Source organism: Microcoleus sp. F10-B2, assembly GCF_036704965.1.
In the GTDB taxonomy this organism is placed as follows: Bacteria; Cyanobacteriota; Cyanobacteriia; order Cyanobacteriales; family Microcoleaceae; genus Microcoleus.
Map to the genome: position 1 here is coordinate 31,539 of NZ_JAUBTB010000050.1, position 25,960 is coordinate 57,498.

A 25,960-nucleotide genomic window follows, 5' to 3' on the forward strand; every position below is an offset into this window, starting at 1 on the left:
AATCTTAGTCAGGCATAGTAGATAATTACATGAGAAACCTTACACGTATTTTGACTTTTTCTGCTTTACTTCTTGGGCTAATTGTAGCATTCAGTTGGTTTCTAGTAAGTAAAGAAGACTCAAGATTTGAACCAGCACTTACAGTCCTCGGATTATTCGGAACCTTAACAGGAATTTTTGCGGAACGACAAGCGTCAGAATATGAGAGAAAGAGAGAATTGTCACTCGCACTATATTGGGAATTTGTGAAAAATGAAGAAATATTAAAAAATTCACAATTTAATTTAGATCCAGAGAACTTGGAGAGGCCTATAGTTTTTCCACGACTGATAATTTCGGTTACTGAAACAGCAATTGCATCTGGTATCTTTCAAGAGCAAAAATACAGATATCTTTTTTCGTTGTTAAATCAATGGCGGGATACTGTGAATACCTTTAACCGTAGGTTAGATATTACAGAGCTACGAACATTTACCAACCCTTCTTTACTGGAGATTCGTTCATTCTATAGAGGATTAGTAAATTCAGGAAAAATTGCTGAGGCGATTACTTTAAATAACTGTATTGCAAATGACTTGAAATCAAAGTACCTCAAAGGTGTAGTGTAAAGATAATAACGTCAACCTTTCAGCAGATCCATCGCACCCTCCCAGGTCAAACTCAACTATACAAAAAAATCTAGCCACCATAATATCGGATAATTGTGAAGCAATTAACCAGGCAAACAGCATGAGTATTGACCAATTAAACACAGACTACGGCATTGCCGGCCACCTCACCTTCGCCACCGGAAACGGTGGTTTCCCGATGATTCACATCGACAACGGCCAAGCCAAAGCCTTAATTTCTGTGTATGCCGGCCAAGTGCTCTCCTTCCAACCAGCCACCCAAACTGCAGACTTGATGTTCGTCAGCGAAAAAGCCTACTACGCCGAAGGTAAAGCCATCAAAGGCGGTATACCCATCTGTTGGCCCTGGTTTGGCCCAGATCCCGAAGCCTTGGGGCGTCCCAGTCACGGGTTTGTGCGGAATCGCCTCTGGAATGTCGTCAACACCGCCACAACCCCAGACGGCGCAACCAAAGTCATTCTAGGACTCAAAGATACCGATGAAACAAGAGCAATTTGGCCCCAAACCTTTGAACTGGCGATCGCAATTACGATCGGTACCAGCCTCACTGTAGAATTAATCACCCGCAATCTCGGTGACAAAGCCTTTCCCCTCACCCAAGCTTTGCACACCTATTTCCAAGTCGGTGATATCAACCGCGTCCAGGTTTTGGGTTTAGAAAATAGCCAGTATCTTGATAAAGTTGATGGTGGTGTAGAAAAAACTCAAGGAGGTGCAGTGGTAGTAACAGGTGAAGTCGATCGCATTTATCTCGATGTCACCAATGAATTAGTCATTGACGATAGCGCCCTCAATCGTCGGATTCGCATTAAATCCTCTGGTAGCAAATCCACCGTAGTGTGGAATCCCTGGGTGACAATTTCTGCAAACATGGCCGACCTTGATGATGCAGATTATCAGCGCTTGCTGTGCGTAGAAACTACCAATGCGGCTACAGATATTGTGGAAGTTCCCGCTCACGGTGAGTTCCGATTGCAGGCAATTTACAGCGTTGAACGCGACTGAGGAATGAGAGCTTAATCTCAGCGGTGATGGAGCAAAAATTGTGATAATTGGATTCAAAAACTCTATCACCGTAACGCATCATAGCGAATCCGAGATTTCTACCCTCTTTATTTCTTAGTCCGCGTGGGCGAAGCCGGCTGTAAGCTTAGGCGAACGTTGTTTGTATCGGTTTCAACCGCCGACGACTTTTTACTTTCTACCTTCTAATTACTATCACTTCTTATGCAAAACTTCAACTGGACAAAACTTCAAAATGGCTCAGACATTCGCGGTATCGCCCTCGAAGGCGTTCCCGGTGAAAAAGTCAACCTAACGCCGGAAATTTCCGCAATCTTAGGTCAATCCTTTGTCAGTTGGCTGGTGCAAAAAGTCAACAAACCTGCGGCAGAATTAACGATCGCGATCGGGCGTGACAGTCGCCTATCTGGGCCAACCTTAATGCAATCAGTCATGGACGGGATCGCCTCAGTTGGTTCAACAGTGTACGATTTTGAAATGGCTTCAACCCCCGCCATGTTTATGAGTACCATAACCCCTGGTTTTGATTGCGACGGCGCGATTATGCTCACTGCTAGCCATTTGCCATTCAATCGCAACGGCTTAAAGTTTTTCACCGCCAAAGGTGGCTTACAAAAACAAGATATTACCGAGATATTAACACTAGCTGCCACTAATGAATTTCAGTCAGCCGCAGCGCCCGGTAAAATTATCAAAAGTGATTTTATCTCAGTTTACGCTCACCAATTTGTCACAAAAATTCGGGAAGCAGTCAATCATCCCGATAACTTTGAGCAGCCGCTGACAGGGTTAAAAATTGTTGTGGATGCGGGGAATGGTGCTGGCGGATTTTATGTCGATCGCGTTTTAAAACCTTTAGGTGCAGACACCACAGGGAGTCAGTTTTTAGAACCCGATGGCACTTTCCCCAATCATGTGCCCAATCCCGAAGATAAACAGGCAATGCAGTCAATTTGTCAAGCGGTAATTGAACATCAAGCTGATTTTGGGATTATTTTTGATACCGATGTCGATCGCAGTGCGGCCGTCGATGGAGTTGGCAATGAACTTAATCGCAATCGCTTAATTGCCTTAATTTCTGCGATCGTATTGCAAGAGCATCCAGGCTCTACCATTGTCACCGATTCTATCACCTCCGATGGCTTAACACAATTCATCGAACAGGATTTAAAAGGGATTCACCATCGCTTTAAACGCGGCTACAAAAATGTGATTGACGAGTCGATTCGCCTCAATGAAGCCGGACAGGAATCCTGGCTAGCCATTGAAACCTCTGGACATGGAGCTTTAAAAGAAAATTACTTTCTAGATGATGGCGCTTATTTGGTCAGTAAATTATTGATTGAGTTAGCTAAATCAAAGCTGGCAAATCAATCTTTGCCGGATTTAATTGCGAATTTAAAAGAACCCGAAGAAAGTGCAGAATTTCGGATTAAAATTGGTGTGGATGATTTCAAAGCGCAGGGCGATCGGGTTATCGAGCAACTGCAAGAATTTGTGTCAATGCAAGCAGACTGGAAAATCGTTCCGAATAACTATGAAGGTCTGCGAATTTCCTGCACGTCAGCTAGCGAATCCGGCTGGTTTCTGTTACGCTTATCACTACACGATCCGGTGATGCCTTTGAATGTTGAGTCTAATGTTAAAGGTGGTGTCGCTCGCATAGTGGCGCGGCTTTTAGCTTTTTTCCAAACAACAGAATACCTTGATTTATCGGCACTGTCGAGGTAAGCTTCACTCTAGACTGTTAGTTAGTAAACCAAACCTTAGGAGGAATTTGAGCGTGTGGCTTTTAATCATTAAATGTTCTGCTGCAAGCTGGGATATCCATTCCAAAGCTTTCAAAGCGATTGCTGCCAAGTATCCGGCTACTCCTCTTGCTTCCAAAAAGATGAAAGGCGATGGTCAACGCATCATGGAATATCAACTGGAAAACGTCAATGATGTAGAAGAGTTTATGGAAGAGTGCTTGACCTTAGATGGTTTCACCGCCACTTTTGAATCACTGTAAATAGAGGTCACAAGACTCTAGCAATTCTCAAGCTGTATTTCCTAGCCTTTGAGAGTGAAGAATTAGGAATTAATCGTGAGGTAATAGTGGGGAGATTTGATCCACTTTTATGAATTTGGGAAACTGCTATTAAATCTCAATGCAGAACAGCTTGTTTGTTACAGGGATTTTTTGCTGGTAACAATAGTCGGAACAGTTGGTATAGCGTAGGCTAAAACTCTTGATACTTCGCTGACAGTTCGATAGCCTGTTATATCAACTCCGGTAGCATCGGAATTAATATTACCCAGAGTCAGGACACGGCAGTGCCGTGTCCCTACAATTAATCGGGGTAGGGACACGGCATTGCCGTGTCCTCAGTATCATTCCGATGCTACCGGAAACGATATTAGCAGCTTGCACGAGACGATCGCCTAAAATCATACGATTGGCGATCGAAACTGTCCAAAGTGTTGTTAAAGTGGGTTTGAGTTGCGAATTGGCCCGTTGTAATCGACTGTTACCCTCCCCTCTTGGGAAACAGTAACAACCGTCTCTACCGTATAGACAGACGAACCGGGTTTGTAACCTTTAAAAGTAAATGTCCAAGTACCATCGCCATTGTCTACAAAAGGCGATTGGGCCGAAGTACCGTGCATCGCAGCTTCTGCTCGATATTGCCCCAAACCTCCATTAGCAATTTCTGCTGCTTGACGGGCTAAGTTTTTCGCCCGATTGAGTTCGATATTGTTGGAAATAACAGTAATTTCGTTGAGTTGAGTTTGAGGAGAACCAACGGGATTGCTCAACGCGGGGAAGATTCCAACAGCTAAAGTTGAGAGCGCTAGCAAACAAGCAAGTCGGATGTTTAGTTTCATAATACAAGCTGATTTATAGTTTGTAAACTCTACAGGAGATGCGCTAAAAGACCCGGAACAGCCAAAAATTGTTTGAGCGGCCTCGAATTGTTGACCCCACTCAAATTCTGTCGCCTCATTGCGGCGGGTTTTTTACTTAAATTGTTGCCGGATTGGACTATTTCAAGTCTTACCCGCCGCCAAGCCGTCTGGAATATATAATAACCAATCCATCGAACCTGAAATCAATCATCGATTTATTTTTTAATTTTCACGTTTGAATCGGCTGGCGTTTCCCCGTCGTTCAAATAGCGGTAGCTGATCCGAGAAATATCGCGAATCAATGTTTGAGCCGGCTTCTCGGTTTCCGGCGGATGCTTCACCATCACCGCCACCAAATAACGCTTGCCGTTCGGCAAATCTACCATCCCCGCATCCGCTAGCATTGTATTAATATTGCCAGTTTTGTGAGCAATAACTGAACCTTCGCCCAAACCTTTCGGCAGCAAAGAATCGTTTTGAGTTTGGCGCATGATTTGCAAAATACGATCGCGCGACTTGACCGAAACCAAATTTCCGCGATCGACCTGGGCTATGATATTAATCAAATCCTTCGGACTGGTAGTATTAGTTCCCTCCAAATCCGGCAAATTATTGCGCAGAACAGTGGTACTCAAACCCCAGGTTGCAAAATGCTGATTCAAAACCTCAGCACCTCCCAACAACTCAATCATCATATTGGTCGCCGTATTGTCGCTGACAACAATCATCTTTTTCGCAACTTCCAAAGCCGAATACTTCTTACCGGGCGCGTCGTCTTGCATCTCCCCAGAACCGCCCACAATGTGTTCGGGCCGCAGCGTCAGCATCTGATCTAACTGTACTTTGCCTTCATCTACTGCTTGGAAAAAAGCTACTAAAATTGGTAGTTTAATCGTGCTAGCTGAAGCAAAAGCAGCATCGCCGTTAAAATTTAGGTAGCTTCCTGTATCTAAATCAACTAGAAATATTCCGGCCGTCAAAGTAGGATTTTCTGTGGCTAAAACCTGAACTTGCGCTTTCAAAGCTCCTAATTCTTGATTCAGTTGCAGCGCTTCTGGGGCTGCAGGTGCTGCAGATGCGCTATCGGCTGGGTTTGGCTGCCCTGGGGTAGTTTGTTCTTCTGCCGCTACAGTCGATCGACTCACGGCATTTACCACCGACAGCAGGGTACCGCAAATCACCGCTATCCCAACTCCCAAAATCAGCAAGCGAGTAGCGTAAACCAACGGCGGCACGTTCGCAGATGCTGGTCGTTTGCCCGGTCTCTGGCTCGCTTGCGGGCGCGGTTTAGGCACGGGGCTTTTTTTGGCATTTTGGGGCATTTCCGTGTCGGGAATGCGCGCTGGGGGCGAAATGGGGCGACTTCCACGGGTGGGAGAGGGAGTGGCAGTTCGGATCTCGGTGTTGGGATTGCTGGCGATCGAACTCACATTTTCCCGTTCCAGATTCGGGTCCGGAAACTCGAACATATCCACAGCAGCCAGACCCTTTTTGCGCGGTTGGCGACTCTTCGACTGCGGAGTTTTGCTGGTGGTTCTGGGTTTTCTGGGATTAATTGCCGATCTGGGATCGGATAAAAAGTCTTGTGCAGTAAATTCTTCCGAAGGTGAGGGAGAATTGGGTCTAATTGTGCTGCCGCGGCTTGGTTGCGGTGGCAAAGTCGCAGGTTCTGGCGATCGAATTTCCGGGTTGCCGTTTTGCGGTTGGGGAGGGCGGCGGCGGCCGGAGTTGCCAGACTGACTTGCTTTGCCGGACTTAGGCTGCTTTGAGCCGGAGTTGGGAGAGGATATTGAGGATATCACCGATAGTATCGATCCTTTGGGAAACCGCTCTGCCACGTCTTACTCCTTCATCACTACTGTAAAGTTCAAGTTTAAGATTTTTCAGCTTGCCAGCCAATCAATTTTAGATTTTAGATTCTAGATTCTAGATTTACCCCAGACGCTGCACGGTATCAGAAACCCGCTTTCTTGCCGGGAAATTACCCGAAAGCTTAGGTTTTTAGTCAAGAAACCCGATTATGAAGGTGACAAGTGGGTAAGTCAAGTTCGATCGCCAAAAATCCTCAATCTCAAATCGCAAATTATCGGCATTTCCCCTAGCTATTCGTTGGATTTTCTGGCAACGCCCCATCTAGAGTATCAGAAACTGTCTCTCGCGGGTAACTTTTTATTGCCCATTCTGTTTGGCGCAACACCCCCCGAAGCATAGCGACTTCATCAACTGTCGGATATGCCCTGTTGTACAAACGCCGAAATTTTTCCATCCGACTTGCTGCTGTGTGCTGCTGCAAATATCCAATTTTCAGTAGCAGCGTTTCTAATTGCTGGTAATATCCCTCTAAATTTTCCAAGGGAGCCGATTCCTCTTGGCTGCTGACAACTGACAACTGACAACTGACAACTGACTTGTATAGTTCGTAACAGCAGATAGCGACTGCTTGGGCGAGATTTAGGGAAGTGTAGGCATCGCTGGAGGGAATGCGGATCAGGCGCTGAGCGCGGTTTAATTCGGAATTGGTCAAGCCGCAGTCTTCTCGGCCGAAAATAAGAGCGCTGGGGGCTTCTAGGAGCCAAGGCAAGGCGTTTGCGGGTTCTTCTAGTTGTGCGGGCAACGATCGACAATCATCCCCTGTAGTCGCGATCGATCTGACACACCCAACCAAAGCAGTCGGCAAACTCTCGACTACTTTCGCAGTTTCCAGTATGTCGGCGGCGCGAACAGCCATCAGTCGGGCCTCTTCCCCTAAATAATCGCACTGGGGATTTACCAAAATTAATTGGTGCAAACCCATATTTTTCATGACGCGGGCAACAGAACCGACATTCAATGGGCCTGCGGGTTCGACTAAGACTATTCGGATGTTGGCGCCGGCAGTTTCGAGCATTTTTAATTGGGGAGATTTTTAGCAGAAATTGGGTTGTTTCTTCAGCAACAGGCAAGATGCCTGTTCCACAAGAATTGAATTTTGTTGTGGAACAGGCATCTTGCCTGTTGATAAAAATGGTACAAGATGTGAATTAGTTAATCTACTGTCAAAATTAGCATGGCAAAGCAGCGCTCGAAATCCGATTTACCGACAAAAATGTGCCCGGTGTGCGATCGACCTTTTACTTGGCGCAAAAAATGGGCGGACTGCTGGGATGAGGTTAAATACTGCTCCGAACGCTGTCGCCGCCGCCGTTCGGGCGATCGAGATTAAGAATTTAGAGCAAGTTGCTCGATCGAGGTAAGATTGCAAAGGAAAAATTTTAGGTTATTAGGTTATAAATTATGGCATCGCAACAAATAAAACCAAAGCTAGTTATTCACGGCGGTGCTGGCAGTTCTCTACACAGTAAAGGCGGAATTGAGGCGGTGCGGAAATCGCTTTACGATGTTTTGGAGGAAGTTTATCCGCTGCTGGAAAACGGTGCAAGTGCCGTAGATGCAGTGGTGAGGGGCTGCCAATTGCTGGAAGATGACCCGCGATTCAATGCCGGTACCGGTTCTGTGGTGCAGTCGGACGGTCAAATTCGGATGAGTGCTTCGCTGATGGACGGTTTGATGCAGCGTTTCAGCGGGGCGATTAATGTTTCTCGCGTTCAAAACCCGATCGAACTTGCTAAATTTTTGCAGAATTCGGACGATCGGGTACTTTCTGATTTTGGTTCGGCGGAATTGCTGCGAGAACTTCAATTGCCGATTTACGATCCGATGACGGATTTGCGCTTGCACGAGTGGATGCAGGAACGCCAGGGCAATTTTAGCAAAGCAATGGCTGACGTGGTGGCGGAACCGGCGGGTATGGGTACGATCGGAGTCGTAGCTTTGGATGTCCAGGGACGTTTGGCTGCTGGGACTTCGACTGGCGGCAAGGGTTTTGAGCGCATCGGGCGGGTTAGCGACTCGGCGATGCCGGCGGGAAATTACGCGGCCCAAAGTGCGGCGGTAAGCTGTACGGGGATTGGCGAGCACATTATGGACGAGTGTTTGGCGGCGCGAATTGTGATTCGGGTGACAGATGGTTTGAGTTTGAAAGCTGCTTTTGAGCGTTCTTTTGCTGAAGCTGACGATCGCCAACGGGATTTTGGCGCAATTGGAATTGATGCTAGCGGCGCGATCGCTTTCGGCAAAACTAGCGAGGTGATTTTGGGTGCTTTTCACAACGGTATCCAAATGGGCGATTCATTGGAAATGGGCAAGGGAACGCTGATTTTTATAGCTTAAAAGGGATCTTGAAATAGTCAGTCTGCGGTTCAGAACCCCGACTTTTTGAACAAGTCGGGGCTCTGAACCGCGTTAGTTTTATATCAAATCCGGTGGCATCAGAATTGATATTGTATCTAGTCCGATCGATTGACCGTAATATCCCGGCCGGGCGGGTTTTTGAGATTGTCGTCAATTATTGGCAGATAATTAGGTAGGCGCAAATAAACCTGACAATGTAACAAAATGTGAACCTGCACTTGCCTTTACGATTACTTTGCTTCGGAGCGCGAAAACTAACGTTTAACTAGCAATAAATAATTAATATATTTTTAAGATTCATCTACTTTAAATCATAAAAAGCTATCTTAAACCTAGCCGCAGCTAAACTCGCGACATTGGTTGGTCGCCAGACATTTTAGTGCTAAGCTATTCGCCAAATAACAAGGGTCATGGCATAGGACGACTTCAAATAATATATTATAAGTTAACAATTCGGCAGATCGGGGTCAATAAGTCGATCTGTAGCCTCATTTTTGGAATCAAAGGAGGAACTCAATGAAAATAATCAAGGAAACAGCAACTGAATTAATAATTCAGACTCAAAGCATATTTGATTTTTGGCTCCCTAGTTGTTTATTAATGGCATTTGGACTGTTCTGGCTGACTTTTGATTATCATAAAACAACCCTGAGCTGCCAGCGATTGCAGGCAAAACAAGGAAATTGCCAGTTGGTGCAATCGAATTTACTGGGGTCGAACATCCAAGAAATTCAGCTTGCTTCATTGCGGGGAGCTAAAGTTGAAAAATCTGGCTATAAAAGCAGAGTTGTACTTTTGACTTCTGTTGGCGATGTTCCTTTTACTGCTCACTCGACTACCTGGGGGAACAAAGACGCTGTTGCTTATGACATCAATTTTTTTGTTAAAAATGCAAAAAATCGATTGCTGCGCTTAAGCCAAGACGATCGCTGGTTGGGATGGATAGGAGGCATATTTTTGCTCGCAGCAGTCGGAGCGATCGTCTTGAAAAATAATGAAATCTACAGCTTCGATGGAACTTTAAACACCTTGACTGTGAAACAGCGGGGTTTGTTAGGGCGTAAAGTCATTACACACTCTCTGTGCGAGATTTATGGCGTGGAAGTCGATCGAACACAAGATCGGCAAAATGACACTTGGTACCAAGTAAGACTGTTAGTTTGTGGAGGATCTCGCATATCCCTGCCCAACACTATGAACCTCTACCAGCAAGAAAAAATTGCCAAAGCGATTAACAACTATCTGAACGGGCGATCGACCTGAAAAAAGATAGTTTCTAAAGAAGCGATCGCCCGGAAGATTCGCAGCTATCTAAACGGGCGCTCGCACTGAAATAATAGATTTGCTGTAAGCGCGACCGCGGTGTATACTAATACGTAGATTGTTGGTAAAATTCAAAGAATAAACGCATAAAAATTATCCTCAAGCAAACAACAATTGAATATCGGAGGTATAAGAATGAGTTGGTCATGGCGCTTATTGACTTTTCTTGCATTTGTTGGATTAGTGCTTCTTGTACTCCCTAATAAAACTTTAATTTGTCAGCGAGTAGAGTTAAAAAAAGGTAATTGTCAACTTACAGAGTCAAATTTATTTTGGTCAAATACTCAAGAAATTCCGCTGGAAAGTTTACAGGGAGCTAAAGTTGAAACAGAATTTGGTGATAGTTATGATACCAACAGGATTGTACTGTTAACTAAAGCGGGAGAAATACCTTTTATAAGTGACTCGAATGACAGGGGAAATGTAGATAGGACTGCTAATGATATCAATTCTTTTGTTAAAAGCCTCGATCGTAAATCGTTGAAAATAAATCAAGGCGATCGGTTATATATAATATTTTTAGTCGGCTTGTATCTGTTAGGGCGGTTGTTAATTCTGTTAGTTGGTGTGTTAATATCACTCGGTCAAAAATTTATAGCTTTAGCAAACAAAAATCTCGACAAAAAATAGATAACTTGACTCGCAGCTATCTGAACGAGCGATCGTACTGAAAAAAGATAGTTTCTAAGGGGGCGATCGCCTGGAAAATTCCCAGCCATCTAAAGGGAGCGTGAGGTTTCTTACCAGCTTAACTTGTTAATGAAAAAAGGCGATCGCATATCCCTACCCAGCACTATGAACCAGTACAAGCAACAACAAATTGCCCAGGCAATTAACAACTACCTGAATAATTTGTAGTTGCGCTTCAGCGCTGAGAAAGCTCTGAAGCGCAACTACAAACTTACCTACGGTGTTATTTTTCCCGATCTTTCAACTTCCAGCCTGCCTTGACAACTTGCCGGGAACGGGCAACTACTAAACTGTCATTTGGCACATCTTCAGTAACAACAGAACCCGCCGCGACAGTAACATCTTCTCCCAAAGTTATCGGTGCCACCAGCACGCTGTTAGAGCCAGTTTTAGTCCGATCGCCTATTTGAGTTTTGTGCTTGTTTTTTCCGTCGTAATTCGCCGTAATAGTCCCAGCACCTATGTTGACTTTTTCTCCCAAAGTCGCGTCGCCTAAATAAGACAAGTGAGCGACATTCGTCCGATCGCCGATTTGAGTATTTTTCAATTCTACAAAATTGCCGACGCGGCAGTTTGCCCCAATTTCTGCGTGTCCCCGCAAGTGTGCGTAAGGGCCAATGCGCGAATTTTCGGCCACAATACTGTCAGAAACCACGGAATAAAGCACAGTCACATTTTCCCCAATCTGACTGTTTTCGATCAAACTGCCGGGGCCGATGCGACTCCCAGAGGCGATCGAAGTGTTTCCCCGCAAGTGAGTTTGCGGTTCAATTACCACATCCGGCTGCAACTCTACGGTATCGTCGATCGTAATGCTGTTGGGATCGAGCAGCGTCACTCCCGCCGTCATCCACTTGTCCTTTACCCGCGTTTGCAAAATATCGCAAGCTGTGGCTAAATGTTTGCGATCGTTAATTCCCAATATTTCTCGATCATCTTCCACATCCACCGCCATCACCGGACTGAGGAAATTGACCGTATCAGTTAGGTAATATTCTTTTTGGTCATTGTCTGCCTTCAATTCTGGCAAAATTTTCTCTAAATCCGGCCAGTGAAAGCAGTAAACACCTGCATTAATTCGGTGGTTTTGCTTTTGATATGGTGTGCAGTCGCGGTCTTCGACAATTTGCTGGACTAAGTTTTGACTGTCGGTAAATACTCGCCCGTATCCTTGAGGGTTCGGCAAATTAGCTGTCAATAAAGTAGCAGAGTTTTGGTGCTGTTTGTGAACAGCCATCAATTGTTTGATAGTTTCTGCCCTCAGCAAAGGTACATCTCCATTTAAGACCAGCAAATCTCCTTGAAATCCCTTTAAGTGAGGCAGCAATTGTTGGATGGCGTGACCGGTTCCCAATTGTTCGGTTTGTTCTACAAATTCTAGGGAAGGAGATTGAGGATTTTTCCTCCCCGATCTTTCTTGACCTCGAATCAGGGATTCTTTAACGAGTTCGGCTCGATAACCGACGATGACAAGTCGCCGGCAAATTTCAATTTCTTGACAACTTTGGAGGACTCGCTCAACTAGCGATCTACCGCCCAATTCGTGTAGAACTTTGGGCAAGTCAGATTTCATGCGCGTGCCGCGTCCAGCCGCTAAAATTGCTATTGCTACCATTGTGCGATCGAGTTTTTTGCTATAAAAACTTAAATATTGACTAACTGATGATATCACTCGCTGTCCCTCGGTGGCACTGCGATCGCACAAATTTTTCATCTCAAATTTCCCATCTCGCATCCGCGGGATCGAGGCTTTTTTCAGCCGGATGTCGGTTTTAGGGACGGTGCTTGCGGTTCGACTTAAGGCCGTTGCGGTATCTGAAGTTGCGTCCCCGGTATCAATTACCAGGTTGAAGCAGCGGTATTTTGCGACTTGGCGAAAGGATTTTTGGCTGTACTGTAAACCTGAGTTCGGTTCGTAGAAAGCACTGAAGTCTTTGCCCAAGGGATGCCAGGGGTAGCGAGAGTGATAATTTACATCTTTGGGCTTGGATTTGCCGCGATACATTATACTATTTGTTGAATTTCAGTTATTGTGTTTTCAACTCCAAAAAACTATTTGTGACTTTTTCATTTTTTCTGCCTTCTCTCTTCTATCTTCTGCGTTATCAGGTGTCCAGCTATGACAGAGCTTAATTTTCAGGAACTTGCCAAGCAGGGAAATCCGCCGGCGATCGCATCTTGGCTCAACAGCCAGTTGCAATCTGAAGGCATCACAGCCTCCGCCAATCTCGACGGCGACTGTTTGGATGTAATTCTTGAGGCCGAGCAGGTACCGATAGAAGATACATTAGTTGATTTTGTCCGCAGCGAGCTGACGAATTTGCAGCCGGATTCGATTCGCAAAGTGAAGGTTGAAGGCAGAGAAAGCGGTCAGCTTGCTGCTGCTTGGAGTCAAGAGTTTAGTCTGGAGAGCAGCACTTTTGAACGGCAGAACTTTGGGGAAGAATATGTGGCAAATAATGCTGTTGCGAATATGGACGATCGTACAAAAACCCAGAATAATATTGAGGAGGAGAAACCGCCGGAACTTGCTGCATTTGAGAACCGGCTGCGATCGACTTTCATTGTAGTCGGGCTGGTGACGGGTATGTTGGCGATGGCCGTGGTGGCGTTTGTCGGTAAGATTTGGAACCAGCCGGGAGCCAGTGCGGGGAATAATCCCGATGAAACAGCAAATTTAGCAACTGCACCGGATACTTTTCGAGAGGCCGTTAACAGTGCACTCCAAGCAGCAGAATTGGGGCGATCGGCAAAAACCAAGGAAGATTGGACGACAATTGCCGATCGCTGGCAAGAAGCGGTTTCATTAATGAGAAGAGTACCGATGTCTAGCCCCAACCATCAACTAGCTCAAGCAAAAGTGATCGAGTATCAGAAATATCTACTTTACGCTCAAGAAGCAGCAGTAAATCCCCCTCCACCCACTCCAACTCCCGCAACAGCAGAAAAAGCACCTTCGGAGAAAGCAACTCCTAAAAAATCAAATTCGCCAAAAGAAACGTCGGAAAAAGCAACTCCTAAAAAATCCACTTCTCAAAAAGAAACTTCGCAGAAAGAAAGTCCGCCACCATCCACTTCTAAAAAAGAAACAGCAGAGAAAGCAACTTCTCAGCCATCTCCTGCCGACAAAGCCGAATCAGATAAAAAAGCTCCTTCCCGATAAATGTTAAAATAGAGATTTGAAGAATTATGACTGACAACAACTTAATCGTTTCTCCTGAATGGTTGGCCACCAATACCGACAATCCGCAAGTTGTAATTATTGACTGTCGGTTTTCCCTCGCCGACCCTGAATTGGGACAAAAACAATATCAAGAAAGTCACGTTCCGGGAGCTTTTTATTTAGATTTAAACCGCGACCTTGCGAGTTCAGTTGGCAAACACGGCGGCAGACACCCCCTGCCAAATATTGAAGAATTAGCTGCGAAATTGAGCGCGATCGGCATTAATTCAGCAGAAACTTTAGTCGTCGCTTATGACGATTCGCGGCTGGCTTTTGGGGCTCGCTTGTGGTGGCTGCTGCGGTATATGGGACACAGCAAAGTAGCTTTGTTAGACGGGGGTTTCAGCGCCTGGAAAGCGGCGGGCTACCCGGTAACAAATACTTTGCCAGAAGCCCGCGAGGGTAACTTTGTTCCTCGTTTGCAGCAGGATTTGGCGGTAGATATTGAGGCTGTCAAAGAACGAAAAGACTTGCCGGGAAAGGTTTTGGTTGATTCGCGGGAAAGCGAGAGATATGAAGGTTTGCGGGAGCCGATCGATCCGATTGCAGGTCACATTCCGGGCGCGGTTAACTATCCTTGGCAAGGGGTGACGGATGAAACTGGAAAAGTGCGATCGGCTTCCGAACAAAAACAGCGGTGGAGGGAATTAGAAAAAGCGGACGAAATTATTGTTTACTGCGGTTCCGGGGTGACGGCTTGCGTCAATTTACTGTCTTTAGAAATCGCTGGAATTCCCGATGCTAAACTTTATGTCGGTAGCTGGAGTGACTGGTGTTCTTATACCCATTCTGAAAATTAGCATCTGTAGGGACACGGCAATGCCGTGTCCCTACTTTTAATAATTGGTATAAGATTGATGATTATAGGAAATAAAATCATATCAATTCCGGCTGCACCGGAATGATATAGAGGACACGGCAGTGCCGTGTCCCTACCACGATCAATTGTAGGGACACGGCACTGCCGTGTCCTCCGTTTATATCATTCCGATGAAGAGCGGAATTGATATCATACCCTAAAAATCAAAATAAATATAAGGCAAACCGCCCTCGGGAGCCAACACCCAAACCGCATACAAACAAAGCGGCACCAAGACTAATTTCACCGGCCAATTTAACTCTAATTTCAAACCCCGGTTCAACGCATAATTAGCCAGCATCGCCGCAGCCAAAGTCGCCAACATCCAAGTTAAATGCACTCTTTCCAAACCCAAAGCTTCGCCATAAACTTTATCTGCAAACTGCACGTCAGCAGCGTGTCCCCACAAATGCGAAATCGCCCATCCAGAATCCTTTAAATCGGGAAGGCGGAAAAATATCCAACTACCAAAAACCATCGCCTGAGTCAACAGCCAACCGATCGCAATGCCGATCGGATTTTCCCACAAAAACTCCATCCGCCATTGCTTAAACACCACATCAGTCAGCCTGTGAACCGCCAAAGCCAAACCGTGCAAACCCCCCCACACAATAAATCCCCAAGCTGCCCCGTGCCAAATTCCCGCAATTAACATGACGATCGACAAATTCAGACAAGTGCGCCACAAACCGACTCGCGAACCCCCCAAAGGAAAATACAAATAATTCCGCAGCCAATCCCCTAAAGTCATGTGCCAGCGCCGCCAAAAATCAGCTATGCTGGCACTAAAATAAGGGAAATCAAAATTTGGTGGCAAATACCAACCCAGCAGCAAAGCAGTACCGCGCGCCATGTCAACATAGCCGCTAAAATCGAGATAAAGTTGCAGCCCGTAAGCAAAAATTGCCAGCCACAAATCCTCGCTACCCGCCCGCTGCAAGTTGGTAAAGCTTAAATCGACATAAATTCCCAAGTTATCTGCGAAAAGACCTTTTTTTACTGCACCGAAGGCGATCGTCCAAAGTGCCTCAGAAAGGCGATCGGGCGTCGGAAAATTCTGAGATTTCAGTTGATAGATCAAGTTGTGATACCGAGTAATCGGGCCGGAAATTAGTTTCGCAAAAAACAACTTGTAAGCAGCAAAGTGCAGCAGCGAAGTAGCAGCAGGCGCGCCTCGGTACACGTCAATCAAATAAGCAATGCACTCAAAGCAAAAGAAACTCAATCCCAGGGGCGCGATGACGTGAGTTTTCACCCAGTTAGCACTGTCGAGAGCAAAAGGCCAATTGAACAAAGTGCCGATCGAACTCAAGAAAAAAGGCACATACTTAAAACCCAAAAGCAGCAACACATTCAGCCCAATTCCTATCCACAGCAGCAACAAGCGGCGACGGTTCCAAGATTCATTAGCAATCCGCCAATCTAGAGGTTCCCCAATCGCCATAGCCAAGAAGTAATTAAACAAAACGCCAACTAACAGCAGCGGAATGTACACAATTTGCAGCGAAGCGTAAAAAATCAGACTAGCCGCCAGCATGATGAACAGCCGCCACCACCGCAGCGGAACCAACCAGTAAGCCGCAAACAAAACTAACAGAAACAGGGCATATTGAAGGGAGATGAAAGTCATACCATTTTAGATTTTAGATTTTAGATTTTAGATTTTAGATTGGGGAATGGCTTACTATATAAGGGTTTGGCTCTTGCTTACAGTTGCATTATTTTTTAAACAGGTGTCATTTTTTACTAATAAATAAGCTCGAATATTTGATCGAAACACGGCGTCGCACTCAAGGCGTGTCAATAATTCGGCTAAAACCCTCTGTATGTCTCATTTTTGCCCCAGCCTCGATCGCCCTCGCATCCCGCGGCTGTTTCACTCTCAGGAAAACGAGGGTTTTGTAGGGGTAGTGCCAACAGTGCCTACCGCCACCGACGATCCAATGTGCGTTTCAGGTCTCGGGGCAGGCGCGGGGGGATTGCCCCGCAGCGAGAATGAAACAGCCCTGCCTCGGATCGGCCTTAAAAAGGTTGACTTTGAAAGTGCTTCCAGTTACCCCTTAAGAAGCTAGGGGCGATCGAGACTCTCGTCAGAGTCATATTTATCATGGATTTTAGCCCATCGCTGACACGAAAAAATGCTCTCAGTAAGTCCCTACTATATAGTGGGCAACTGAGAGCTGCTATATTTTACAGCACAAATTTTAAATGCTGTTGCAAATTAAATAAATATTGCCTGCTATCAAATAATATCAGTTTTAGGAATGACGCACGGGTGGTCAGAAACCTGGTTTTTATGGCAAAAATACTGCATTCCGACCTTTAAAACTGGTAAAAACCCGGTTTCTTTGGAATTTAGGCGTCCAAGACTAAGTTTAAACGGAACTTACCCCTGCAGGGGGTAGTTTCGGTGGCTGTATTCTTTGAGCCGTATTCGTTTTAGCTATTTGGCAGTTCCAATTTTGTAGCCATGTATTTAAGATTTTCTTAATATTTAGAACCAAAGTATTGCTGTATCATAAAATTAACTCAAACCCGCTCCACATAAGGGTTGTAAAAAGTTGTAGTCATGTACTTGATTTTCCCGCTCCAGGAAAGTCTTGCCCTGTAATGGTTTCAGAAGAAATGAATCTTATGTGCGGGGTAAGTTCCGTTTAAAAAAGTCTTGCTACAATCCTCAACCTTATACCAATTCAGTCCTGGACTGCGCAACTCGATCGGCAGACAAATCCTCGTATTCGCACGTTTCTAAATGTTTTGAGCCGATCGCAATCGCAGGTATTTGACAAGTAGCCGGATCGGACTTCAACTCTTCCAAAACTTGAAATCCTGTCAGGTCCGGCATCATAATATCGATAAAAATTGCTTGCGGTTGCTCTTTGATAGCCGAGAGCAAACCTTAGCGCCGTTGGTCGCTTCGATCGCAGTACAATGAATTTCTGCCAGCAAGTCTTTCAGCAAATACCGAAAAACTATCTTCATCCTCCCCACTCAAAACTTTTGCTGCTGAATCCGGCGCTGGCGAGCCAGAATTTGCGATCGCCAGCGGTATTTCATCTCCCTTAGCAGCCGACATTTCCAAAGGGTCTTCTATATCTCCAGGATACAGTATCGGCAGTTTGACAAAAAAAGTCGAGCCGACTCCGGGCGCACTTTTGATTTCAATACTTCCCCCCAAAAATTCCGCCAGTTTTTTGCACAGAGACAATCCCAAACCAGTGCCTTTGACGCGCTTCTGTAAAGAATTTTCCAGTTGAACAAATTCTTCAAAAATCCGCGTTTGGTCGGCAGGGGAAATGCCAACGCCCGTATCTGCCACGGAAAAAGTAACTGTTCCCTCGTCTCCAATTTCTGCGGCAACTCGAACTTCGCCTGCTTCGGTAAATTTGAGCGCATTAGAAATCAGATTGCGTAAAATCTGAGAAACTTTTCCCTCGTCGGTGGTGAGGGTTGGAAGTTCAAGAGGCCCTTCAAAAACCAGAGCAACAGCAGAGTTTTGGGGCAGCAGGGGGCGCATCATTCCCCGCAGCGCGCTGAACAAATCTTCGACTTCAAAATCAGCCAAGCGAACAGTTAGCTTTCCGGCTTCCACTTTGGCTAAATCTAACGAGTCGTTGACAAGTTCTGCGAGAGACTCGGCGGATTTGTAAATGTAATTTACTTGCTTGTCCTGTTCGGCTGAAAGTTCTCCGTCGAGGCGATTTAACAATATTTCGGAAAGGCTCATAATTGCCGTTAGCGGAGTGCGAAACTCGTGGCTCATATTGGATAAAAAGCTGGTTTTGAGTTCGCTGGCGCGCCGGAGAGATTCGGCTTTGTCGTTCAATTCAGCGTAAAGTGCCAGGACTCCGCGATTGGTATCTTCTAGTTGTTGATTTAACTGTACGAGTTCTTCTTGACGCTGGCGGAGTTCGTCTAAAGTGCGCAGTAATTCTTGATTTTGCTGCTGAATTTCGGCGTAGGGATCTTCGGGAATTTGGCGCGCTAGTTTGTCAACTAATTGATTTAGTTCGATCGCACTGAGCGCAGGCATCTGTTTGGAAAACTGCTTAACTAATTGTACAGCCGTTCCGCGATCGGGCGCAGTGTCGATTTGCACTTCGTCCATCAACCGTTTCGCTGCTGCTAAACCGAGTCCCGCGCCGGTTTGCGATCGAAAATTGGGACTCAACACCGTCGGTAAATCAGCAATTCCCGGCCCGGTGTCAGAAATCCGAGTCCGAAAAATTTGGGGCGATTCCCCTTCTACAATGAATTCTACTTTGCCGCCGCCTGCATATTTGAAAGCATTGCGAGCAATTTCGGAAACTGCTGTGGCGATGCGGGTTTGTACTTGGGAATCGAATCCCAGCCCTTTAGCAATTTGGCGAGCTCTTTGGCGTACTTGTACGATGTCTTGTTCAAAACGGACTTCCGTCGTCAGGATTGGGTAACTCACGCTGCTTCTCTTACCTTGGCTACTATAACTGTCATGTCATCGCGAGTGCGTTTGAAGTCCCGGTAGAGCACGGCTGCGATTAAAGCAGGATGTCGGGAGGCTAAACCCGGGTAGCGGTTTAAATTCCACTGCGCCGCCAAACCGTCGGAGTGCATGATGAGTAGGGACTGCTGCGACCAAGGATAGACAAATTCTGCTACTTTTCGCATCATATGTCCAACTGTGCCGTTGTAGGAAACCATGCTGCGGCTTTGGTTATCTGTGACAACTACACCGCTGATGTTGCCAATTCCGGCAAAACAAATTGTTTGTTGAGTACGATCTATTTGGGCGATCGCCGCAGCCGCTCCTCTGGTATTTTTTAAAGCAGCGTGCGCCTTCTCTAAAATTGCTTTCGGCCCGAATTTGGCGTTTTCTTGAAATACGCGCACTGCTTCGCGAGACGCTTCCTCCGCCAAATCCCCGTAGCCGAGCCCGTCTGCAACTAAAATCAGGTTTTTGTCAAGGTGATTTTCCGCAGCCCAGGAATCCCCGCAAATTTGCTCTCCTGCTTTTGGCAAGTGGATGACCCCAAATTCCAAGTAATTGCTGTTTTGGGAGGCTTCCCGGCTATTTTGGGTCGGTTCCAGCCGCGCTAATAAGGCTGTCCCCAGTTTCGGTACAGAATGAATATCAAAAAAATTAGAGAGGCGTTTAATTGCCCCCAGTCCGGTTCCCGGGGTTCCCGCTGTAGAAAAACCGTCCCGCATACACAGCGCGACATTTGCCATTCCTTGCCCCCGGTCTAGCGCTACTATTTCAATGCTATATCCTGCTGCTGTTTTGAATGTTCGCAGCAAAATTTCTCCTTCGCGGGCGTGCTTGACCGCGTTTTTTGCTGCTTCGGTGGTAACAATTGCCACTTTACCGCGATCGGTCTCGTTAAATCCGACTTCGGCCGCGAGGGCGACTGCGATTCGCCGCGCTTCTCCGACTTGACTTTCTTCTGTTACGGGCAGGGCTACGGCATCTATCATTTTTTATCAGCTCTCACAATCAAATCCTCCAGACGCCAACCCTCTCCGGGTATAGTGCAGTGCGGGATTGCAAGAATCACTTCTTGGCTTTGCTGGTTGATTTTTATACCTATTAAAAAAATAATACAACTATACGCAAATTCCAAACCCCGATCGTCCTCACTCGTTCTCAATTCTTTAATCTAAAATCTCAACTCTCAAATCGTCTTGTTAAATATTACTTCCTCACCGCCAGCGGACGATCGCAATTTTAGTCCCCTTACCCACTTTGGAAACAATCTCAAATTCGTGCATCAACCGCTTAGAACCACTGAGTCCCAAACCCAAACCGTGATTAGAAGTATAACCGTCAGTCATTGCCAATTCGATGTCTGGAATTCCCGGGCCCTTGTCTTCAAATATCAGCCGCAGCCCTTTGCGGGTGCCTAATTGGAGCGTTTCGAGAGTTACAGTTCCCCCTTTGCCGTAGTCTACAGTATTGCGGGCGAGTTCGCTGGCTGCGGTAACGATTTTGGTTTGGTCTACTAAACCGAATCCCATTGCTACAGCCCAAATTCGCACTTGCTGTCGGACGTGGACTATATCGGATGACGATCGGATTTCTAGTGTCTCACGTTTTGACATGGCTACTCTACTAAAACAGAACTTCTCGACAAAACATAGGACTTACGCTCATCCACCGAGTTTCTCGTCAGCAATCTTGAGTTTGTCAACAAGCTATCTACAAACAAACCAGATTTCATTACTGCCTGTGCCTCAGTTATGGGACAATTTATCGACTGCTTACGCATTCTCGCCAGGAGAAAAACCCAAGGATTTTCGCAACAAAATCATGCCCTTTTCAACGCTTAAAGCTGTGCGGACTCCTGTCAGGGAAAGCCCCAACTCAACGAGCGTGATCGCAACCGCTGGCTGCATCCCGACCACAACTGTTTCAGCATCTAAAATTCGCGACATACTAGCGATATTGTTGATAATACGACCGATAAAAGAATCTACTATTTCTAGGGAAGAGATTTCTATTAAAACACCTTTGACTCCGGTTTTGACGATGCGGTTTGTCAGGTCGTCTTGCAGCGTCATTGCTAAGCGGTCGTGCATATCTACTTGAATTGTTACTAGCAAAAATTCTCCCATTTGAAGTATCGGTATCCGTTCCACAAATCCACCTCTATTTTAATTTTCACTTAATTTTTTAGGCAAAAAGGCAATATTTTTTATTTTTCCTCTTGTTGAATATTTTTTATAGTTAAACCTTGGCGCTGCAAAGCGACTTTAAAAGCATCTGCTAAAGTCGCTTTTGTCAGAATATCCTGCAAGTCAACTCCCAAATGAACTATGGTTTGAGCTATTTGCGGGCGAATGCCGCTGATGATGCACTCAGTACCCATTAAACGGGCGGCGGCGACAGTTTTCAATAAATGTTGAGCAACTAAAGTGTCAACAGTCGGCACACCTGTAATATCTAAAATCGCAAATTCTGAGCCGGTTTCCATGATTTCCTGCAACAGAGTTTCCATGACTATTTGAGTGCGGGCGCTGTCGAGAGTCCCGATCATGGGCAAGGCAAGAATGCCTTGCCAAAGCTTGACTACGGGAGTTGACAATTCGAGCATTTCTTGCTGCTGGCGTTCGATGACTTCTTCGCGAGCTTTGAGAAAGATTTCTGTCACCCAAAGGCCTAGCTGGTCTAATAAACTGGTGGAAAGCCAAAGTTGTTCGACAAGTGCGTCGCGGTTTTGTGTGAGTTCGCGACAAAGCCGATCGAACAATGGCTTTTTGAAGCATAAAATGAAACTCGCTATCTCTGAGGGAGTAAAGCCTCTCTGAACGCGCGACCGCGAAACTTCTGCTAGCAACACCCGCATATTTTCCCATTCGGGTGTCTGGATGTCGCTAAAGTTACCGTGCCCGACTGCAATGTGGAGCAATTGCAGGAACTCTTGACACTCGGATCGCAATTCTTTTGCTCTCATCAAGTCGTCCCGCCGCAGCCCGGTATTTTGCAGTTCTTTGAGCCAATCTGCTAGTAGCTCTGCTTTGTGTCTTTCTAGGATTTCCGCGATCGTGTTATTGCTTGTGAGTTCCATTGAAATTATCTCCTGCGTAACAATTGGGATGAAGTTGTACGAGCGATTCCCTACGGGATAGCTTCGCACGCGCGTACTTTAGTATTTTTTGATGGGGCAACTTTTGAGTTTAGCTCACTGTTTGCTATTTGCGATCGGGGGTTAAACGCCTAACTGCAAAATGCGTTTGACGATCGCGCTGGTAGAACTGGGAACTTCTATTTCGATCAAGGAAATTTTGCCACCTCCGGCGATAACGGCCGGTGCTTCCGGCAGAGTTTCGAGTTGATAGTCGCCTCCTTTAACGTATATATCTGGCTTCAGGATATTTATCAGTTTAGTTGCTGTAATCTCGGAAAAAATTACTACGGCGTCTACTGGTTTGAGGGCAGCTAACACTTCGGCTCGCTGATTTTCCGGTACGATCGGGCGGGGCGGCAATCCCGGCTGCTGCGGTTTGATAGCTTGCACGCTGGCGTCGCTATTCAAGCCCACCAGCAGCGATCGCCCCAACTTTTTTGCGGCCTGCAAATACCGGACGTGACCGCAGTGCAGGATATCGAAGCAGCCGTTAGTAAACACGATCGGACGCCACTTGTCCGGATCGGATGCGATCGATCTTTCCAATTCTCTCAACGTGTAAACACCAGAAACCATTGCACTCACCACCAGCAAATTTGAACAGCGATGAATTATCCTACCAAATAATGTGATAGAAGAACATCTTTGCCATTGAACAATCAATCACTCAAGCTGCCAATAATTAGTCCTTGGCAATTAGTAACTGGTAATTAGTAATTGCTCGCTCTTAAGCAAGAAGGAATCAGCAAGAATGCTAGAGCCGCGAAGCTGAGCGGGTCAACAGAAGGAAAAAGTAAAAAACAGCTACTGGTGTATCTGTGACTTCCCTGTAGTGCTGTTGGTAATTGGAGCTTAAAAAGCTTGGGAAACAATTATTTATTCCACCCCTCTCTTATATCAATTACTATAAGACAGGGGATTTAGTTCCACAGCGTCGGGCAGGCGATCGGGTGGTGGAAGCCCTAGGGGGTGAAACCCAACAAAGCCCGATCTTCATGTGTCTACGATCTCTGACACCGCCGCGAGCGAAAGCTAGTTAAAAGCACCGAACCCAAGCGCGTACAACTCATCTATGCCCTGCACTCGTCAGACTCTAGAAAAAGCCAGCAGTGGCTTGCTGCCGTTTCTGTGTGCTATCTTGACCAAGCTTTACAGCCACCCCAGAAGCGCGCCGCCTTCTGTGTCAAACTCTCCATACCTTTGCAGAAACTCGACCCTTTGGGGTCGCAACCGCACCCCAGAAAACCCAGGGGCAAGTCGAGGTGAGTACCCGAACGAGCTATTTTGGTGGAAAATAACTTAACTCGTTCAACAAAATCCAGTCAACTACCCCTTTGAATCTAACGGTGTAGAATTATCTAACACGAATTATGAAAGCAACTAATAGCCGTCAATTTTCTTCAGTAGCTGCTCGAACTCTAAAAGTAGTCGGGATTATCTTGATTCTCTCTGCTTTGCTTGACTGCATTGTTCTGTCGCTGCCGGGAGAAACCTCCGACATTCTCAATCGAGGCTGGCAGCTTGCGGCAGCAACTCAGATAGTTGACCGAGGCATTATTCCTTTGATGGGTATAGCCATGCTAATGACGGGCTTTTGGGTGGACAGCAGCAGTGGAGTCTCTATTGAGAGGCGCAATGTTTGGCTGGACTTGCGATTCTGGGCGCTGTTGATTTCCAGCTTGTTAGGGCTAATTTACCTATTGCTGGTTCCCGTTCACCTCAACAATACTCGTTTGGAACTCAAGGATGCTCTCACTCAAGTGGATACAGAAGCGGGACAAGCGGAAGGTCAACTAGAGGCGCAAATTAAAAGCGATCAGTTTAAAGCTCAGGTAGAACAGCTCAAAAGCCAGCGCCGCACTCAGATAGCCGCCCTGCTGCAAGACGACGGGAAGCTGCAACAAGCACTCAAGAGTCCAGATGTTCCCAAGGAATTGAAAGCTGTGCTTCAGGAGTCGAAAAATGACCCGAAAGCACTCGACAAATTCCTCGAACAGCAAGCCCAAGAACTGCCAAATCAAGCTCGCAACGAGATTCGCACCCGCAAGCAACAAAAAGAGAAAGAGTTAAGAACTCGATCGAGAAATTCGAGTTTGCAGACGGGAATCAGCAGTTTGCTGTTAGCCATTGGCTACATTACTGTTGGTTGGACTGGATTGAGAACTATGGGAATTCTGCGGTTCGGCCGCCGCAAAATGTGATCGGCGCTGGCAGGGATCGCGCAAGTCGAGACATCCCTGAGAAATAAATACTTGATTTGCCTGATAGTTTGCCCTTACTGAAAGCTGGGAATGTTCTCAATTTATATTCTGACTTACAACGAAGAGATTGATATCGCCGCTTGCATTGAATCGGCACTGCTTTGTGACGATATCATTGTAGTTGATTCTTTCAGCAGCGATCGCACCCTTGAGATTGTTCAGAACTATCCCGTGCTCCGGGTGCAGCACCCTTTTGAAACTCACGGACGCCAGCGGACTTGGATGCTGCAAGAAGTCCCGTGCAAGTACGAATGGGTTTACATCCTCGAAGCTGACGAGCGGATGACGCCTGCACTGTTTGCTGAATGCTTAAAGGCGATCGAAAGTCAAGAATATATCGGCTATTACGTAGCTGAAAAAGTAATATTTATGGAGCGCTGGATTCGCCGCAGCACTCAATATCCCCGCTATCAAATGCGCCTGTTTCGCAAAGACCGAGTGTGGTTTACTGACTACGGTCACACTGAACGGGAAGTCTGCAACGGGCCTACTCACTTTTTGAAGGAAACCTACCCTCACTATACTTGCAGCAAAGGTCTTTCCCGCTGGATTGAAAAGCACAACCGCTACTCGACTGACGAGGCGGCTGAAACTCTCCGTCAATTAGAAGCAGGTCAAGTAAATTGGTGGGATTTATTGTTTGGCGCGTCGGAGGTGGAAAGGCGCCGCGCTTTGAAAGATTTTTCTTTGCGCTTGCCTTTGCGGCCTGTGGTGCGCTTTTTCTATATGTATATTTTACTCGGCGGATTCCTTGACGGCCAAGCGGGATTGGCTTGGTGCACGCTGCAAGCTTTTTATGAATATCTAATTTTGCTGAAAGTTTGGGAAATGAAGCATATGCCGCTGCCCAATTTAGACGGAGTGGAGGAACCGTCTATTTCGGAAGTAGTAAAAGTTGAGCCGTCTAAAGTTTCTTATAATCTTGGCGCTTCCGATACTCGAAATTAAAAATCTGTAAGCGGTAATCGATAATCGGTAATTAAGCCCTGGCGCATCTAAATTTTACAGTCAAGTGTGATGAAATTATTCTGGGGTGTCCCGACCGAAAAATATAACTCAAGCTGCCGGACAGTTTAATAAGCTGTCGCGCATTTAAATTGTATATTCAGAGCGCGCTACGAGAGGCCACCCCACAAAACGGGGAATTGTTTTTTAACCGGAACTTACCCCGCACATAAGATTCATTTCTTCTGAAACCATTACAGGGCAAGACTTTCCTGGAGCGGGA

General features: G+C 46.2%; 25 protein-coding genes. 13 read left to right on the forward strand and 12 right to left on the reverse strand.

What is annotated here, in order from left to right; all coding sequences use genetic code 11:
* Positions 1–29 precede the first annotated feature (29 nt).
* The 4 genes from QUA99_RS19645 (at position 30) to QUA99_RS19660 (ending at position 3,664) form a co-directional block, all read left to right on the forward strand.
* On the forward strand, positions 30–608 hold the full coding sequence (locus QUA99_RS19645; RefSeq protein ID WP_333239948.1) for a hypothetical protein: 579 nt from the start codon (positions 30–32) through the stop codon (positions 606–608).
* A gap of 121 nt (positions 609–729) precedes the next feature.
* The gene (locus QUA99_RS19650) at positions 730–1,635 is read left to right on the forward strand and encodes a D-hexose-6-phosphate mutarotase (protein ID WP_333239946.1); all 906 of its coding nucleotides are present in this window, start codon (positions 730–732) and stop codon (positions 1,633–1,635) included.
* A gap of 222 nt (positions 1,636–1,857) precedes the next feature.
* A complete protein-coding gene (locus QUA99_RS19655) occupies positions 1,858–3,384 on the forward strand; it encodes a phosphomannomutase/phosphoglucomutase (RefSeq protein WP_333239945.1) in 1,527 nt (508 codons plus the stop codon).
* Positions 3,385–3,436: 52 nt separating this feature from the next.
* Positions 3,437–3,664 carry a hypothetical protein gene (locus QUA99_RS19660; protein WP_333239943.1) on the forward strand — a complete coding sequence of 76 codons (228 nt, stop codon included), beginning with the start codon at positions 3,437–3,439 and terminating at the stop codon, positions 3,662–3,664.
* A 455-nt stretch (positions 3,665–4,119) separates the two neighbouring features.
* On the opposite strand, the gene QUA99_RS19665 is transcribed toward QUA99_RS19660, so the two are convergent.
* The 3 genes from QUA99_RS19665 to QUA99_RS19675 all read right to left on the reverse strand — a co-directional run bounded on the left by QUA99_RS19665 (position 4,120) and on the right by QUA99_RS19675 (position 7,429).
* Complete coding sequence (locus QUA99_RS19665) at positions 4,120–4,521, reverse strand: hypothetical protein (protein WP_333239941.1); 402 nt, start codon at positions 4,519–4,521, stop codon at positions 4,120–4,122.
* 236 nt (positions 4,522–4,757) lie between these two features.
* A complete protein-coding gene (locus tag QUA99_RS19670) occupies positions 4,758–6,380 on the reverse strand; it encodes a serine hydrolase (protein WP_333460397.1) in 1,623 nt (540 codons plus the stop codon).
* A gap of 260 nt (positions 6,381–6,640) precedes the next feature.
* Positions 6,641–7,429, reverse strand: coding sequence for an RNA methyltransferase (locus QUA99_RS19675; RefSeq protein ID WP_333239937.1), 789 nt, complete (start codon positions 7,427–7,429; stop codon positions 6,641–6,643).
* Between the two features lie 159 nt (positions 7,430–7,588).
* Between QUA99_RS19675 and QUA99_RS19680 the strand changes: the two genes are divergently transcribed.
* The 4 genes from QUA99_RS19680 to QUA99_RS19695 all read left to right on the forward strand — a co-directional run bounded on the left by QUA99_RS19680 (position 7,589) and on the right by QUA99_RS19695 (position 10,725).
* Positions 7,589–7,744 carry a DUF2256 domain-containing protein gene (locus QUA99_RS19680; protein ID WP_333239936.1) on the forward strand — a complete coding sequence of 52 codons (156 nt, stop codon included), beginning with the start codon at positions 7,589–7,591 and terminating at the stop codon, positions 7,742–7,744.
* 71 nt (positions 7,745–7,815) lie between these two features.
* Positions 7,816–8,751, forward strand: a complete 936-nt coding sequence (locus QUA99_RS19685; RefSeq protein ID WP_333239934.1) for an isoaspartyl peptidase/L-asparaginase — start codon at positions 7,816–7,818, stop codon at positions 8,749–8,751.
* Positions 8,752–9,288: 537 nt separating this feature from the next.
* On the forward strand, positions 9,289–10,035 hold the full coding sequence (locus tag QUA99_RS19690) for a hypothetical protein (protein ID WP_333239932.1): 747 nt from the start codon (positions 9,289–9,291) through the stop codon (positions 10,033–10,035).
* A 195-nt stretch (positions 10,036–10,230) separates the two neighbouring features.
* On the forward strand, positions 10,231–10,725 hold the full coding sequence (locus tag QUA99_RS19695) for a hypothetical protein (protein WP_333239930.1): 495 nt from the start codon (positions 10,231–10,233) through the stop codon (positions 10,723–10,725).
* 283 nt (positions 10,726–11,008) lie between these two features.
* Here QUA99_RS19695 and glmU read toward each other — a convergent pair whose 3' ends face one another.
* Entirely contained in the window at positions 11,009–12,400 is a 1,392-nt protein-coding gene (glmU, locus tag QUA99_RS19700; protein ID WP_333239995.1) for a bifunctional UDP-N-acetylglucosamine diphosphorylase/glucosamine-1-phosphate N-acetyltransferase GlmU, read from the reverse strand.
* A 504-nt stretch (positions 12,401–12,904) separates the two neighbouring features.
* Between glmU and QUA99_RS19705 the strand changes: the two genes are divergently transcribed.
* Both QUA99_RS19705 and QUA99_RS19710 read left to right on the forward strand, forming a co-directional pair.
* Positions 12,905–13,948, forward strand: a complete 1,044-nt coding sequence (locus QUA99_RS19705) for a hypothetical protein (protein WP_333239928.1) — start codon at positions 12,905–12,907, stop codon at positions 13,946–13,948.
* A 26-nt stretch (positions 13,949–13,974) separates the two neighbouring features.
* The gene (locus QUA99_RS19710) at positions 13,975–14,808 is read left to right on the forward strand and encodes a sulfurtransferase (RefSeq protein ID WP_333239926.1); all 834 of its coding nucleotides are present in this window, start codon (positions 13,975–13,977) and stop codon (positions 14,806–14,808) included.
* A 216-nt stretch (positions 14,809–15,024) separates the two neighbouring features.
* Here the strand turns inward: QUA99_RS19710 and QUA99_RS19715 are convergent, their stop codons facing one another.
* Positions 15,025–16,497, reverse strand: coding sequence for an MBOAT family protein (locus tag QUA99_RS19715; protein ID WP_333239924.1), 1,473 nt, complete (start codon positions 16,495–16,497; stop codon positions 15,025–15,027).
* 196 nt (positions 16,498–16,693) lie between these two features.
* On the opposite strand from QUA99_RS19715, the gene QUA99_RS19720 reads away from it, so the two are divergent.
* Positions 16,694–16,939 carry a hypothetical protein gene (locus QUA99_RS19720; RefSeq protein ID WP_333239922.1) on the forward strand — a complete coding sequence of 82 codons (246 nt, stop codon included), beginning with the start codon at positions 16,694–16,696 and terminating at the stop codon, positions 16,937–16,939.
* Positions 16,940–17,550: 611 nt separating this feature from the next.
* Here the strand turns inward: QUA99_RS19720 and QUA99_RS19725 are convergent.
* The 7 genes from QUA99_RS19725 to rfaE2 form a co-directional block, all read right to left on the reverse strand.
* Positions 17,551–17,715, reverse strand: a complete 165-nt coding sequence (locus tag QUA99_RS19725) for a hypothetical protein (RefSeq protein WP_333239921.1) — start codon at positions 17,713–17,715, stop codon at positions 17,551–17,553.
* A gap of 51 nt (positions 17,716–17,766) precedes the next feature.
* Entirely contained in the window at positions 17,767–19,305 is a 1,539-nt protein-coding gene (locus tag QUA99_RS19730; protein ID WP_333239919.1) for an ATP-binding protein, read from the reverse strand.
* The gene (locus QUA99_RS19735) at positions 19,302–20,321 is read right to left on the reverse strand and encodes an ATP-binding SpoIIE family protein phosphatase (protein WP_333239917.1); all 1,020 of its coding nucleotides are present in this window, start codon (positions 20,319–20,321) and stop codon (positions 19,302–19,304) included. Before QUA99_RS19735 ends, QUA99_RS19730 begins: the two co-directional genes overlap by 4 nt.
* Before the next feature lie 225 nt (positions 20,322–20,546).
* Positions 20,547–20,945 (reverse strand): anti-sigma regulatory factor, encoded by a 399-nt coding sequence (locus tag QUA99_RS19740; protein ID WP_333239916.1) that lies wholly within the window; start codon positions 20,943–20,945, stop codon positions 20,547–20,549.
* Between the two features lie 159 nt (positions 20,946–21,104).
* Positions 21,105–21,482: an STAS domain-containing protein gene (locus QUA99_RS19745; RefSeq protein WP_333239914.1), complete on the reverse strand. Its 378-nt coding sequence runs from the start codon at positions 21,480–21,482 to the stop codon at positions 21,105–21,107.
* Positions 21,483–21,538: 56 nt separating this feature from the next.
* Complete coding sequence (locus QUA99_RS19750) at positions 21,539–22,411, reverse strand: STAS domain-containing protein (protein ID WP_333239912.1); 873 nt, start codon at positions 22,409–22,411, stop codon at positions 21,539–21,541.
* Between the two features lie 141 nt (positions 22,412–22,552).
* Positions 22,553–23,047, reverse strand: a complete 495-nt coding sequence (gene rfaE2 / locus QUA99_RS19755) for a D-glycero-beta-D-manno-heptose 1-phosphate adenylyltransferase (RefSeq protein ID WP_333239910.1) — start codon at positions 23,045–23,047, stop codon at positions 22,553–22,555.
* 794 nt (positions 23,048–23,841) lie between these two features.
* Between rfaE2 and hpsJ-B the strand changes: the two genes are divergently transcribed.
* Together hpsJ-B and QUA99_RS19765 are read left to right on the forward strand one after the other, a co-directional pair.
* The gene (hpsJ-B, locus tag QUA99_RS19760) at positions 23,842–24,672 is read left to right on the forward strand and encodes a hormogonium polysaccharide biosynthesis protein HpsJ (RefSeq protein ID WP_333239908.1); all 831 of its coding nucleotides are present in this window, start codon (positions 23,842–23,844) and stop codon (positions 24,670–24,672) included.
* A 90-nt stretch (positions 24,673–24,762) separates the two neighbouring features.
* The gene (locus QUA99_RS19765; protein WP_333239906.1) at positions 24,763–25,680 is read left to right on the forward strand and encodes a glycosyltransferase family 2 protein; all 918 of its coding nucleotides are present in this window, start codon (positions 24,763–24,765) and stop codon (positions 25,678–25,680) included.
* The last annotated feature ends 280 nt before the right edge of the window (positions 25,681–25,960 follow it).

Bases quoted from the DNA above. Each gene is read 5' to 3' on its own strand.
- QUA99_RS19645 (WP_333239948.1), top strand. From the start codon at position 30: ATGAGAAACCTTACACGTATTTTGACTTTTTCTGCTTTACTTCTTGGG.
- QUA99_RS19650 (WP_333239946.1), top strand. From the start codon at position 730: ATGAGTATTGACCAATTAAACACAGACTACGGCATTGCCGGCCACCTC.
- QUA99_RS19655 (WP_333239945.1), top strand. From the start codon at position 1,858: ATGCAAAACTTCAACTGGACAAAACTTCAAAATGGCTCAGACATTCGC.
- QUA99_RS19665 (WP_333239941.1), bottom strand. From the start codon at position 4,521: ATGAAACTAAACATCCGACTTGCTTGTTTGCTAGCGCTCTCAACTTTA.
- QUA99_RS19675 (WP_333239937.1), bottom strand. From the start codon at position 7,429: ATGCTCGAAACTGCCGGCGCCAACATCCGAATAGTCTTAGTCGAACCC.
- QUA99_RS19680 (WP_333239936.1), top strand. From the start codon at position 7,589: ATGGCAAAGCAGCGCTCGAAATCCGATTTACCGACAAAAATGTGCCCG.
- QUA99_RS19685 (WP_333239934.1), top strand. From the start codon at position 7,816: ATGGCATCGCAACAAATAAAACCAAAGCTAGTTATTCACGGCGGTGCT.
- QUA99_RS19690 (WP_333239932.1), top strand. From the start codon at position 9,289: ATGAAAATAATCAAGGAAACAGCAACTGAATTAATAATTCAGACTCAA.
- QUA99_RS19695 (WP_333239930.1), top strand. From the start codon at position 10,231: ATGAGTTGGTCATGGCGCTTATTGACTTTTCTTGCATTTGTTGGATTA.
- glmU (WP_333239995.1), bottom strand. From the start codon at position 12,400: ATGGTAGCAATAGCAATTTTAGCGGCTGGACGCGGCACGCGCATGAAA.
- QUA99_RS19705 (WP_333239928.1), top strand. From the start codon at position 12,905: ATGACAGAGCTTAATTTTCAGGAACTTGCCAAGCAGGGAAATCCGCCG.
- QUA99_RS19710 (WP_333239926.1), top strand. From the start codon at position 13,975: ATGACTGACAACAACTTAATCGTTTCTCCTGAATGGTTGGCCACCAAT.
- QUA99_RS19715 (WP_333239924.1), bottom strand. From the start codon at position 16,497: ATGACTTTCATCTCCCTTCAATATGCCCTGTTTCTGTTAGTTTTGTTT.
- QUA99_RS19720 (WP_333239922.1), top strand. From the start codon at position 16,694: ATGTCTCATTTTTGCCCCAGCCTCGATCGCCCTCGCATCCCGCGGCTG.
- QUA99_RS19725 (WP_333239921.1), bottom strand. From the start codon at position 17,715: ATGATGCCGGACCTGACAGGATTTCAAGTTTTGGAAGAGTTGAAGTCC.
- QUA99_RS19735 (WP_333239917.1), bottom strand. From the start codon at position 20,321: ATGATAGATGCCGTAGCCCTGCCCGTAACAGAAGAAAGTCAAGTCGGA.
- QUA99_RS19740 (WP_333239916.1), bottom strand. From the start codon at position 20,945: ATGTCAAAACGTGAGACACTAGAAATCCGATCGTCATCCGATATAGTC.
- QUA99_RS19750 (WP_333239912.1), bottom strand. From the start codon at position 22,411: ATGGAACTCACAAGCAATAACACGATCGCGGAAATCCTAGAAAGACAC.
- rfaE2 (WP_333239910.1), bottom strand. From the start codon at position 23,047: ATGGTTTCTGGTGTTTACACGTTGAGAGAATTGGAAAGATCGATCGCA.
- hpsJ-B (WP_333239908.1), top strand. From the start codon at position 23,842: ATGAAAGCAACTAATAGCCGTCAATTTTCTTCAGTAGCTGCTCGAACT.
- QUA99_RS19765 (WP_333239906.1), top strand. From the start codon at position 24,763: ATGTTCTCAATTTATATTCTGACTTACAACGAAGAGATTGATATCGCC.